The sequence below is a fragment of the Paenibacillus sp. FSL H3-0329 genome, assembly GCF_037963285.1.
Lineage (GTDB): Bacteria > Bacillota > Bacilli > Paenibacillales > Paenibacillaceae > Paenibacillus_AQ > Paenibacillus_AQ odorifer.
Genome location: NZ_CP150150.1, coordinates 4579609 through 4591977, shown reverse-complemented (window position 1 = coordinate 4591977; position 12369 = coordinate 4579609). Strand labels below are relative to the sequence as shown.

Annotated in this window: 14 protein-coding genes; 12 read left to right on the top strand and 2 right to left on the bottom strand. The window is 43.2% G+C overall.

Annotated features, from left to right (window positions below; translation table 11 throughout):
- The first annotated feature begins 47 nt into the window (after window positions 1–47).
- Window positions 48–1145: a histidinol-phosphate transaminase gene (hisC, locus tag NSQ66_RS20310; protein WP_076141350.1), complete on the top strand. Its 1098-nt coding sequence runs from the start codon at window positions 48–50 to the stop codon at window positions 1143–1145.
- A 46-nt stretch (window positions 1146–1191) separates the two neighbouring features.
- Window positions 1192–2286, top strand: a complete 1095-nt coding sequence (locus NSQ66_RS20305; RefSeq protein WP_036676253.1) for a prephenate dehydrogenase — start codon at window positions 1192–1194, stop codon at window positions 2284–2286.
- Window positions 2287–2754: 468 nt separating this feature from the next.
- On the opposite strand, the gene NSQ66_RS20300 is transcribed toward NSQ66_RS20305, so the two are convergent.
- Both NSQ66_RS20300 and NSQ66_RS20295 read right to left on the bottom strand, forming a co-directional pair.
- Window positions 2755–4056, bottom strand: a complete 1302-nt coding sequence (locus NSQ66_RS20300; protein ID WP_081388071.1) for an MFS transporter — start codon at window positions 4054–4056, stop codon at window positions 2755–2757.
- A 217-nt stretch (window positions 4057–4273) separates the two neighbouring features.
- Window positions 4274–4840 carry an XRE family transcriptional regulator gene (locus NSQ66_RS20295; protein ID WP_038572428.1) on the bottom strand — a complete coding sequence of 189 codons (567 nt, stop codon included), beginning with the start codon at window positions 4838–4840 and terminating at the stop codon, window positions 4274–4276.
- Between the two features lie 196 nt (window positions 4841–5036).
- Between NSQ66_RS20295 and NSQ66_RS20290 the strand changes: the two genes are divergently transcribed.
- The 10 genes from NSQ66_RS20290 (at window position 5037) to NSQ66_RS20245 (ending at window position 12292) form a co-directional block, all read left to right on the top strand.
- A complete protein-coding gene (locus tag NSQ66_RS20290; protein ID WP_143763132.1) occupies window positions 5037–5213 on the top strand; it encodes a hypothetical protein in 177 nt (58 codons plus the stop codon).
- A 551-nt stretch (window positions 5214–5764) separates the two neighbouring features.
- The gene (locus NSQ66_RS20285; RefSeq protein WP_036676255.1) at window positions 5765–6352 is read left to right on the top strand and encodes a sigma-70 family RNA polymerase sigma factor; all 588 of its coding nucleotides are present in this window, start codon (window positions 5765–5767) and stop codon (window positions 6350–6352) included.
- A gap of 152 nt (window positions 6353–6504) precedes the next feature.
- A complete protein-coding gene (locus tag NSQ66_RS20280) occupies window positions 6505–6951 on the top strand; it encodes a hypothetical protein (protein ID WP_051490909.1) in 447 nt (148 codons plus the stop codon).
- Window positions 6952–7129: 178 nt separating this feature from the next.
- The gene (locus tag NSQ66_RS20275) at window positions 7130–7717 is read left to right on the top strand and encodes a histidine phosphatase family protein (protein WP_036676257.1); all 588 of its coding nucleotides are present in this window, start codon (window positions 7130–7132) and stop codon (window positions 7715–7717) included.
- Between the two features lie 89 nt (window positions 7718–7806).
- Window positions 7807–8892, top strand: a complete 1086-nt coding sequence (locus NSQ66_RS20270) for a hypothetical protein (RefSeq protein WP_036676259.1) — start codon at window positions 7807–7809, stop codon at window positions 8890–8892.
- A 246-nt stretch (window positions 8893–9138) separates the two neighbouring features.
- Entirely contained in the window at window positions 9139–9318 is a 180-nt protein-coding gene (locus tag NSQ66_RS20265) for an IDEAL domain-containing protein (RefSeq protein ID WP_036676261.1), read from the top strand.
- A 184-nt stretch (window positions 9319–9502) separates the two neighbouring features.
- On the top strand, window positions 9503–9922 hold the full coding sequence (locus tag NSQ66_RS20260; protein ID WP_076213547.1) for a DUF2487 family protein: 420 nt from the start codon (window positions 9503–9505) through the stop codon (window positions 9920–9922).
- A gap of 239 nt (window positions 9923–10161) precedes the next feature.
- Window positions 10162–10716, top strand: a complete 555-nt coding sequence (locus NSQ66_RS20255; RefSeq protein ID WP_036676264.1) for a ubiquinol-cytochrome c reductase iron-sulfur subunit — start codon at window positions 10162–10164, stop codon at window positions 10714–10716.
- A 5-nt stretch (window positions 10717–10721) separates the two neighbouring features.
- The gene (locus NSQ66_RS20250) at window positions 10722–11393 is read left to right on the top strand and encodes a cytochrome b6 (protein WP_036676266.1); all 672 of its coding nucleotides are present in this window, start codon (window positions 10722–10724) and stop codon (window positions 11391–11393) included.
- A gap of 26 nt (window positions 11394–11419) precedes the next feature.
- The gene (locus NSQ66_RS20245) at window positions 11420–12292 is read left to right on the top strand and encodes a menaquinol-cytochrome c reductase cytochrome b/c subunit (RefSeq protein ID WP_036676267.1); all 873 of its coding nucleotides are present in this window, start codon (window positions 11420–11422) and stop codon (window positions 12290–12292) included.
- Window positions 12293–12369 lie beyond the last annotated feature (77 nt).

The window sequence follows — 12369 nt, the reverse complement described above, 5'->3', positions numbered from 1 at the left end:
ACCTGTGTATAGTGGAGTAATCAACTATGGAGAGCGAGGACTATTCAATGAATCCAAAACCGAATATAGTTAATCTCCCTGTCTACAAACCAGGGAAACCTATAGACGAAGTCAAGAAGGAGCTTGGCTTAAGTGAGGTTATTAAGCTTGCATCCAATGAGAACCCGTATGGAGCTTCACCGAGTGCAAAAGAGGCAATTCTAGCAGAACTTGAGAATCTTTATCTTTATCCGGACGGCTCAGCCGTTGAATTGACTTCAGCACTTTCCAGCCGTCTTGGCGTGAATAACGACAATATTATTTTTGGCTGTGGCTCAGATGAGATTATTGCACTTATTGCTCGTGCCTTTTTCTTGCCAGGTGATGAGACCATCATGGCGGACCAGACCTTCTCCGTGTATAAGAGTAACGCAGACATCGAAAGTGCGGTATCTATTGAGGTGCCACTTGTAAAAGGGACACATGATCTGGATGGAATGCTGGCCCGTATAACAGACCGTACTAAGGTTATCTGGATCTGTAATCCGAATAACCCAACAGGTACGATTGTACCAGAGGAAGCTTTGGTTTCTTTCCTGGATGCTGTGCCTTCCAATGTAATGGTTGTCCTTGATGAGGCATACTGTGAGTATGTAACAGATCTTTCATACTCCAATGGCATCCAGTTACTGACTCGTTACAAGAATTTGGTTGTGCTTCGCACATTCTCCAAAATTTATGGCTTAGCTGCATTGCGTATTGGATACGGTGTTGCGAGTCCTGAGATCATTTCGTTGATCAACAAGGTACGCGAGCCATTTAATACCTCTCGTCTTGCTCAAGCTGCAGCTCTTGCTGCTTTGATTGACCAAGATTATGTGCAGGAATGCCGTCGTCTTAATAGCGCGGGTATTGTCCAATTGCAAGGTGAATTCAAACGCCTGGGCCTAGAATCCTTCCCGGCACACGGTAACTTCATTATGGTAGATGTTCGTAAGCCTGCTGCAGAGGTCTTTGATGCTTTGATGCGTAAAGGAATCATCGTAAGAGCAGGTCATCAGGTTTATCCGACTTATATTCGGGTTACTGTGGGCTCGGCTGAGCAGAATACAGCTTTTATCACCGCGCTGGAACAAACTCTTATAGAGAGTGGAGTACGCGCCTAGTAATAACAGCAAGTCAAGACTAAAGAAGGCAGGTAGTTCAAAGAACATGACGACAAAAATAGCAATATTCGGTGTCGGTCTGATCGGAGGCTCACTGGCCCTTTGCTTTAAAGGCAAGGAGGGCCTGACCGTCGTTGGCCATGCCCACCGTCCTGAATCCGCGAGTAAGTATATTAGCAGAGGTGTGGTCGATAGTGCCACATTGTCTGTGGAGGAAGCGGCAATCGATGCCGATTTCATTTTTTTATGTGTGCCGGTGGGTATGCTAGAGGATTATTTGCAGCAGTTAAGCAAATTGCCGCTCAAGCCCGGCTGCATCATTACAGATGTTGGAAGTACGAAGGCTAGTATAGCCGCATGCGCGGTCTCTTTGGATATTCCTGGAGTACATTTTATCGGCGGTCACCCTATGGCAGGATCAGAGCGTTCAGGTGTTGAGGCAGCTTCATCGCTGTTGTTTGAGAATGCCTATTACGTATTAACGCCTCCACCGGGAGTGCCAGACGAGGCTTATCACGCGTTGGAGTCCTTACTCCACCTTACTAGAGCGCAGATTGTACGCCTTAATCCAGAACGTCATGATGAGATTGTAGGTGCCATTAGTCATTTGCCACATATTATTGCGGTTGCGCTGGTAAATCAGATTAAAGCTTATGATGATACTGACTCCTTGTATAGTACGTTAGCTGCAGGGGGCTTTCGGGATATTACACGGATTGCGTCCAGTGATCCAATTATTTGGCGTGATATCTTGTTAAACAATCGTTCAGTGATGCTTCGTTTGTTGAAGGATTGGAACGAGGAAGTTTCTTCTTTTGTTCGTTTGCTGGAAAGTGAAGATGGTGTAGGGATTGAAGAGGCATTTCATGAAGCCAATGGCTTCCGTAGTCAATTGCCTGAACGGCGTAAAGGTATGATAGCACCTTTATTTGACCTACATATTGATGTACCCGATCATCCGGGGATTATCGGTCGTATTGCTACAGAGCTGGGGGATCAAGGAATTAACCTTAGCAACGTACAAATTATCGAAAGCCGTGAAGATGTTCCGGGGATTATGCGTCTCTCTTTCCGTCAGGAGAACGATATGGAGCGGGCGAAGATCCTGTTGCAGCATCATGATTATACGGTATACGTGTAGTATTAAGGTTCGCTCAGGTTCATTTTCAAATCGTAATAAACAGCAAAACAGCGATTCTCATGTTGATAGAGAATCGCTGTTTTTTTGTTGGCTGCTTACTTCAACATGCCGCCGTCAGTATCGTCATCGGTATCGCCATCGCCATCGGTATCACTATAAGTACCAGTATAAGTACCACTATAAGTACCACCTAGTACTTACGGACCCTAATGACGTTATTTGCTCGTTTTTTGCCTTTGAAGCAGTCTTTCGGACTCCACTGACACTATTTCATATGAAGAGGCTTATATTGTGTGTTTTTCGTGACAATAGCTGCTATGGGGTCCGTTAGCATCCCAAATGTGGATTAATGCTGCATTTAAGGTCAACTGTGTCCGATAGCGTCTTCGTACAAGCTAAATGTTTATTGGATCAACGAAGAAAAGAAAGGAGTGCCGCAAAATGCTTCCGGATTTATACCCGCAGACTCTAATTTAGGTTTGGTTTGTTGCAACTGTTCCCAAACTCGCTTTCTTCATTTCGATCAGTATTTCCATGAAATTCTCTGGTACTTGAGTTTTCTTCGTCGTAACTAGCTTGGCTACCTACAAAACGATTTCTTGCTGCTCCTAGACCGACAATAAAGAGTAAAACCGAAGCGCCAAGCAGTATGAAAAGTGGCAGGTTCCAACTATTTGTCGTGTCATGCAAATATCCTATAAGGGCAGGACCAATTGCGGCAAGCAGATATCCGATCGATTGCGCCATACCAGATAGTTCCGCTGCTTGATGCGCACTTTTAGTACGTAAACCGAAAAACATCATGGACAAGCTAAAGGCGCAGCCTCCACCAATTCCGAGTATGATAATCCACAACAGAATGATATTGGAGCTTCCGTAAAGCAGTCCGAGCGTTCCCGTCAAAAGCAAAATGGTTGTGATGAACACTAACGAACGTTGATTTGACATTCGCCCTGCAATAACGGGGACAATAAAGGTAAATGGAAGCAGCGCTAACTGCATTATTGAGAGGTACCATCCTGATTGGCTTGAGTCAATGCCTTGCTGTTTTAAAATTTCAGGCAACCATGCGATTAGCACATAGAAAATCATGGACTGCATCCCCATAAACAAGGTTACTTGCCAGGCAAGAGGGGAACGCCAAACATTCACATCATTGCCGGCCATCTGTTGACTCGTCGAGGCTGTTTGCTTCGTATGCTTTCTTAATTGAGGCAACCAGCAGAGGATCGATACAAAGCTTAGGATCGCCCAAATTCCCAATGCACCCTGCCATTTTAAACCTGCGTTTGCAGCTAGCGGTACACTGATTCCCGATGCGATCGCTCCAGATAAACTCATTGAAATTGCAAATACACCAGTCATGGCACCGATTTTATTAGGGAAATCACGTTTGATTAAACTTGGCATTAATACATTACAAACGGCAATTGCAAATCCAAGAATTGCAGTTCCAATATACAGATTTGCAGCCCCAGATAAAGAACGTATTACAATACCAACAGTCAAAAAGATCAGAGCGAACAAAATTAAAAGTTCAACTCCATACCTACGTCCTAGTTTTGGTACTAGAGGCGATAATAAAGCAAAGGTAAGTAAAGGTACCGTTGTGATCAAGCCTGCTAAAGTATTGGAAATATGAACGTCATCCCTTATGAGACCCACTAAAGGACCGACCGAGGTTAAGGGAGCACGTAAATTTGCGGCAATAATAATAATGCCGAGTAGTAGCAGCCCTAAAGATGATGGTACGAATTTTTTATTCGGCATTCTTCATTTTCCCTCCCAGAATTAATGCGTACTAATATCCGCGCGGACAATGAAAGTATAGTATAATATATTAAATTTAACAATAAGTATTTTAAAGTTTACTTTATTGAGATTGTTCTATATCTTGAAATGCTTAAATTAGTTAAAAAAATACAACTCAGAGTTTCCATATAGAATGGAATACTGAGTTGCATTTTATAGGTGAAATTTTCGACTTTTAGAAACCATATTTTAAGGAGATATGGAGCACTGTTTCGCTATTTGTATGATTGGTATAAGAGTGAGGGCGATCTGCACGAAAACTGATCGTATCATATTGATTCAATGTGTACATTTCTCCATCGACTCGAATTTCAATGGAACCAGTCATTACTGTCGCAATTTCAGTTGTATTCACATGATGACCTTCAGGGTGATATGAACTATTTGGCTGTAAGTAAGCCCGACACATTTCAATATCGTTGCTTACGTTTTTAAAGACGGGTTCAATGATCCAATTCTTTTGATCATTAGAAAACCGGAGACCTTCACCTGCTCGATACAGACTAACAGGGTCTTCAGATTTGAACAAAGCTAATAGGGGCAAAGATATGCCTTTTGAAATTTTCCATATTATCGCCAAAGTTGGATTTGTCTCGCCACGTTCGATATTCCCCAGAGTAAGTTTGCTTACGCCTGTTAATTCCGCTAAGTCATCTAAGCTCATGTTTTTTTCTTTTCTGTACTTTTTCAAGGCACCGCCGATTTGTAGTACCAGTTGTTTTGATTCATCGATTTCATCCATTTCAAATTCACCTCAATAAATAACTTTATAGCTAGTATATTGTTTATTTTGACTCTTTTCCATACGATTAGGATTAGAGGGTGGATAACACACGCAGCTAAACAAAATCTGACGTCTATGTAACGAACCTGCCCGTAAGCTTATCACCGTCCCCGGTTTAATCCTTTATTTTTGAAAAAGGAAGGATACCAATGGGGTGAGCGCAGAGGAGGCTATATTTGTAGGTGATCATCCAATGAATGACGTACAAGCGAGCCGTAACGCAGGGCTGCAAGGCATTTGGAAACGTAATGAGCATATACCTCTTCAAGTGGACGCAGACGGGGTAATAGATGATTGTGGGGATTTGTGGAGGCTAATTCGCTCGCTATAGTAAAATAATCTGATATTGACCATCTAAAAAAGGTAGAGCGCTTTCAGGACAAAAAAAGACCGCTTACAAAGTAAGCGGCTACAGTTCACAATAAATTGGAACCGTTAAGTATTGGATAGGAGTGGAGAGAAACCATACTGTACTTTTATTATATGTATACGTTTACATTTTGTCAACAGTTTTTAAAAATTGATAAATGTGTTATTTTTAAAGCCGGAATCTATGTCAGAAATCCAATGTCGGGTCTTGTTGGCGAGAGGACCTATCTTAAGTCTATTAATGTCATCCTATGAGAATATGTGGTACAATAGAGCAGGTATGTTTCTAGATTCGTTTCTATATTTATGTAAAATTAGAAGTATGCCTTATTTCTTTTTGTCTTCTTCATATACATCATGCCTTAATTATCGGGTAGTTGAATATACATAGGTGTATTTCATAAAAAAACTAAAAATTTGCAGTAACACCGCAACTTTTAAAGCCCAAACCGGTATAATAAGTACGGACCGGATGGGAAAAGACGTGCAAGGGCGAGGAGGGCCAATCTCACCATGACGGATTCCCAGTTGATCCAGCAAATCAAACAAGGAAACACAGAATTATATTCAGAATTAATGCGTCGTTATCAACGTAAAATACTAGCATTTGTATATCATATGCTTAGAAATTCACATATGGAGCTTATCGCAGAGGACCTTTGTTCGGAGACCTTCTACAAGGCATTTCGTAGCTTGCATTCCTTTCGAGAGGTAGATGCTTCATTCTCAACATGGCTGTACACTATCGCCCGCAACACTGTGCTAAGTGAGCTTCGCAAGAACCGTGCCGGTAATGTATCTCTGGAAGAGAGTGGATATACACCAGTAGCACCGTTTGAAGTTGCACCCGAGCAGGCTGCATTGCGCAATGAACGGATGAATTTGGTCCGTGAGGCGATAAATAATCTTCCCGAAAAACAACGCTCTGCACTTATCCTACGTGAATATGATCAAATGGACTATCAAGAAATCGCAGAAATTTTAGATCAGAGTGTAAGCTCAGTGAAATCATTATTGTTTCGTGCCAGGAGTAGTGTGAAGCTTCAACTCGAATCCTATTTCAATGAGCCTGAAGTTGAAGAGCAGGTTGAGAGGGTGTAAGGCGAATGAATTGCAGGGAAGCGCAAGAATGTATTCCGCTCTTGTGGGACGCTCCCCCCACACATCCTAGGCGGATTTTACTTGAAAGACATATTGAAACTTGTCCTTACTGCGCTGCAGAATGGGCTCTATGGCAAGAGAGCAGCCTGCTTATGCAAGATTTGAGGGAAGAGATCAGTGAAGAGCGTGCTGAAGCCATAAATGTTAAAGTCATGGAGCGGATTTATTTAGAGAGTCCATGGTTGATGCCCGGTGACGGGAAATCTGCTGGGACCTCTGCTATTGTTCGCCATCGGCTTAGCTTATGGATCGCATGCTTTCTGGCAATATTTCTGTCCAGCGTTCTTTATTTTACGATGTTCAGAACTCCAGGTGATGCAGTTGTTGCTCAGAGTGGAATTGTGGAGACAGGTGTCGCTGGATCCTCGATGGAATGGCAATCAACGTATCCAATTTTGGGCTCTGAAGGTGGGATCATTGAACCCCTTGTAGTAAGTATGGGACCCACTCATCCTCAATACTGGATGATGTTATCGATGTTAGGTGTAGGCTTTGCAGTATTTTCATTAACTAGGCTGAATCGTTATCGCCGATCATAGAGGGTTATTAGACGTATGTCTTTGCTTCCGTTGTTTATAATATTCAGAACATTGAAGGAGTCCCTTTACTTAATGTAATGAGGGGCTTTTTGCATTGTAAAACTCATAAAAAGAAGACTTTTTATTTCATCCATGTTACATTAAGAGACAAATACTTTGCTGAAAAGGGGGAGGCAACATGCTAATCGGCTTGATACGCCATGGATTGACGGACTGGAACGCGATAGGGAAAATACAGGGACAAAGTGATATTCCACTTAATGATGAAGGACGGATGCAAGCTGCAATGCTTGCTGACCGCTTATTACAGGAACCGTACAGCTGGGACTACTGCGTTACTAGTAATCTTTCCCGCGCTGCTGAGACCGGTAAGATTATTGCTGACAAGTTAGGAATTCCGCTATTAGAACCTGATCAGCGTATCCGGGAACGTGCTTATGGGCAGGTAGAAGGGCTTACTGCCGCAGAACGTGAAGAGAAGTGGGGTAAGGAATGGAGCCAGCTCTCCCTCGGTCAAGAAACCGACGAACAGCTTCAGGCTCGGGCTCTTGCTTTTATGGAAGATATTTCTGCACTGCATCCCAATCGGAATATACTCGTCATATCCCATGGAGGATTTCTTGCTCAGCTGTATACTGCTCTTTACAAGGATAAGTATTCTGAACGAATTGGCAATCTATCCTTGACGATTCTGGAGAAGAAAGAGCGGGAATGGAATCCTATTTTATATAATTGTACTCGCCATATCCTGCAAAATCAGCATTAACCCGGGCTTCGGGTTATTTTTTTTGCAATAAAGGGAATAAAATAGGCAGTATTCCCCATAATGGTAGTAAAACGGTGAGGCGATAAAACATGAATCTGGCGGATATGCTTACTTATGCAGATATTGGACAGCTGACCGCCATAGCGGGCCGCTACCGGTGTGAATGCAAACAGAATTCCAAACACGACTTGATCCAAAGTATTTTGATTATGCTTGGAAGCAGAAGTTTTATGGAGTCTCATATCCGGGAATGCGCTCCGGAGGATTTACGGTTTTTGAATACATTGCTTTTTGATGAACGCACATACTTTAGTCTTGAGGATTTGTTGGCTGTGGCAAGGCAAGCGTCCTTTGATGCACCTGAAGGGAAAACTGGAGGTTTCCGGGAGATGGTCTCTCGTTTCAAAAGTGGAGGCTGGCTTTTTAGTGGTTCCTCACAGCAGACCAGATATTTGTACCAGGTACCCAAGGATTTAAAAGAACGTTTTCGGGAGACGATGAGTGCACATATCAAAGAGAGCATCGCAACTAGCCCTGAACCTGTTATGTATCGCAGTGAAGGAGAATTAATGATCAGTGATCTGGTAATGCTGCTGAGATATATTAAGGACAATGAGCCAGAACTGAATCAGGAAGGGGCAATGTATAGGCGGTACCAGCAAGGTGTGATGAACGCGCTTCATATTCCGGAGGAGCTTCTTAGCAAAGGCGGTTGGAGATTTGGTTATGGGAGAGCTTGTGAGCATTATCCTCCAAGATTTGCGCTTTTGTATGACTATATTCGTCACCGCCGCTGGATCTCTGAGGAAGGCTTCCGGCTAAGGCTTACTGCGACCGGTGAGGCTGTGTTAAACGATGGAAAATGTGATTCGTTGATGCAGATATTCTCTTTTTGGTTAAGACTATATAAAGGGGCTGTGCCAAATCTACCTTCACTTGTGTATTGGATAAGCATCAGCGCCAGTAATTGGGTGACAGTACCTTCTTTAGTGGATGGTGTGGGGTGGCTAATTAAACCGTTTTATTATGACAGTGCTGCTTCTATTCTAGAGCAACGAATAATACGGATGATGGTGCACCTAGGGATGCTTAAATTGGGCGAGACTTCTGGTGGACTCGCTGTGATGATGACGCCATGGGGGATAGAGACAGCCGTACCTAAGTATCTTCGGTAGAGGTGCGCATGCGAAAAGGCTTATGGGGATTACATACGCAGATGTAGGAATCCGTTAATGCTGCTGATGGGTACAATAGAGGAAGTATTGAGCGTAATGGGCAAATATGTAGAACGAAGACAGGATTGATGAATATGCTTTAGTAGGTGCCGCTTCTCTTGAAACCGAAAACATAATCATCTTGATGGATATCAAAATATCAAATAACAAGAAAAAAGGATCTCTTAAACAGCGGAGGTGTATCGAATGGACAAAATGAAGGCTACGTATGAAGTGATGCTAGGACTTGCGGCAGAAATGGTGTGGGATGAAGCGCTGCGAAAGCGTCGCTCCGACATCTTGCACCGTGAGATTGACACGGCGCTGGCTACCGGAGATGAGATGGCTTTCCGAAATCTTACTGAGGAACTTAAAAGTTTGGCATAAAGAAATGCGCTTAGCGCATTTCTTTTTTTGCTTATAATCTACTCACTTTGCTTAATCGGACGAAAATAAAAAATCTAAATCTGGACGTTCCTCCTCCTCCTTCAATATAATGGGTTCTATAACTTCAGGAAGATCTGCGAAAGATCAAAAAGATTAACAATTATACATAGGGAGATGAATGGGAATGAAATTCAGCGATTTTGAAGTGGACACTTGGGAAGAAAATCGAAAATTCTATGATACATGTCTCATACCTTTTACAGGATTAACTGGACTTGAGAGTCCTCCTGAGACCGTTCAGGCACTCGAAAGATTACGTAATTTCATGGATATGGTGGAAATACCGTTCAAGGGGCGGATCGTGACTTACCCAGCCATTCAGTATGCTGGAGAGGGTTATGTGAATTTAATTAATGAGATTTGTCAAAAAGTCAAATCCAGTGGTTTCCAGCATGTTGTGGTGTTGACAGCGGATGTACCTCTCCAAGAAAGCCAAATCTATGAAAGCGATTTAGTTCTCTCTCTGCCTATCATTGAGGCTTCTCCAGAAGGGAAGAATAACAGTGAAATTAGTATCAAAATTCAAGAGATGTGGCGGAGATGAACTCCTTATAAATGTGACAGAAAATCAACAATTACAGGTTGAAACCGCTTTTTAGCCTGTCACAAATTAGACAATATTCTTGACGGGTTTTGGAGCCTAAGCTATTATTAGGTTGAATCCAAATGGTATGTGATGTATTTCATTGAAAAGATTTGAAAACGGATTATTTATATTGAGACATCTCTGATCGGACACCACAGATACTTTCTTATATCTTGAGAAGGGGGTTATATAACAGTATGAGCAGCCATAATGAACAACAGGAGACATGGCCTGAACAACCACCCAGCCGTAAAGAGATGTCGCGCAGGCAATTTTTGACCTACACGCTTGGTGGCGCCACTGCTTTTATGGGGGCGGGTACAATTCTTCCAATGGTCCGTTTTGTCGTAGATCCGATATTACATAAGAAGGGTGCTGGAGATTTTATCAAGGTTGCTGAGATAAGCAAAATCACCGAAGAGCCCCAGGAATTTACTTTTGAATTGAAACAGAAGGACGGATGGTACGACAGTACAGCGACACTCACTGCGTGGATCCGGAAAGACGCGAAGGGTGATATTTATGCGCTTTCACCGATTTGTAAACATTTGGGATGTACGGTCGGGTGGAACAACAATAAAGCTCATCCGGACGAATATCACTGCCCTTGCCATGGTGCACGTTATACAAAGCTTGGCAAAAATCTCGAGGTTGCTCCTAAGCCGCTTGATCAGTATAAAACGAAATTCGATAACGGGTGGGTGCTTTTGGGAGACATTGTGCCAAATACAGTAGCTCGTGAGGAGGCGTAGTTCTGATGTTTAAAAATGTCTATAACTGGATTGACGAACGTCTGGATGTTACGCCAATTTGGAGAGACGTGGCCGATCACGAGGTTCCTGAGCATGTTAATCCGGCCCATCATTTCTCTGCGTTCGTGTATTGCTTTGGCGGACTGACCTTTTTTATTACAGTCATTCAGATTTTATCAGGTATGTTCTTAACGATGTATTATGTTCCGGACATTATTAATGCTTATGCTAGTGTTGAGTATTTACAGACAAGTGTTGCATTTGGACAGATTGTCCGCGGGATGCATCACTGGGGTGCAAGTCTAGTAATTGTTATGATGTTCCTTCATACGATGCGCGTCTTCTTTACAGGCTCTTACAAAGCGCCGCGTGAGATGAACTGGGTAGTTGGAATGCTGATTTTCTTCGTAATGTTGGGACTTGGTTTAACAGGTTACTTGTTGCCTTGGGATAATAAAGCTTATTTCGCAACAAAGGTAACTCTTGAAATAGCTAATTCTGTTCCAGTAATGGGGCCGGTGCTGAAGGAACTGATGCAAGGCGGAACGATTGTTGGCGCCGAAACCTTAACTCGGTTTTTCGCACTACATGTATTCTTCCTCCCAGCGGTGCTTCTTAGTCTGCTCGTAGGACACTTTATTATGATCCGCAGACAAGGGATTTCCGGACCGCTGTAAGTTAATCTGAGAGAGGAGGAATACGGATGGCACATGGAAACAATTCTAAGGAAAAGGTTGTATATGTCGGTGATTCCAGAGTTCGCAAAGGGAACGGATTTATCACACCTCCGGACTACACGGCTTACCCCGGCAAATCGGAAGCCTTTATCCCTAACTTTCTATTGAAGGAATGGATGGTCGGAGTCGTTGTACTTGTAGGAATATTAGTACTTACTATTTCAGAGCCAGCTCCGCTAGGGTTTCCAGCAAATGCTAGTGCTACGGTTATCCCGATTCCTGACTGGTATTTCTTGTTTCTCTATCAGTATTTGAAGCTCCCTTATGCTTCGGGCGATTATATCGTTCTGGGTACACTAGGAGTTACTGGTGTGGCTTTTGGTTCACTTCTGTTGGCTCCTTTTCTGGATACGGGTAGAGAGCGTCGCTTTTACCGTAGGCCGATTGCTTCATCTTTGATGTTCTTGTCCCTAGCAGCAATTGTTTATTTGACCAATACAGCCTGGACTGAATATAAACATGAAATGGCTGAAACGGGTCAGATTCCTGAAGATGTTCAACGGGAAGAAAAGGCGGCGGAGAACAGGGCAAAAGGTCTTCCAACCTCCAGCGCCGTTAAGGCAAAAGAAGTAGCGATTGTGGACAAGGATGATCCAGCTATGGGGCTCTACAAACAAGCCACTTGTATCACCTGTCACGCAGCGGATTTGAAAGGGGCAGGCGGACCTTCGCTTCGCGGAGTTGGGGACACTCATGACAAAGAAGCAATCCTTACTATTATAAAAGAGGGTCAAGGGCAGATGCCAAAAATGTACGATACCGCGTTGGGAGCAGGTCTGTCAGAAGCGGATATCGATACCTTGGCCGGCTGGCTTGCCAAACAAAAAAGCGAACAGTAAAATAATGATAACGCAACCTGATCGTGCATGCGGTCAGGTTTTTGTATGTCTAAATGTAAAGTGCCACTACTTGGGGA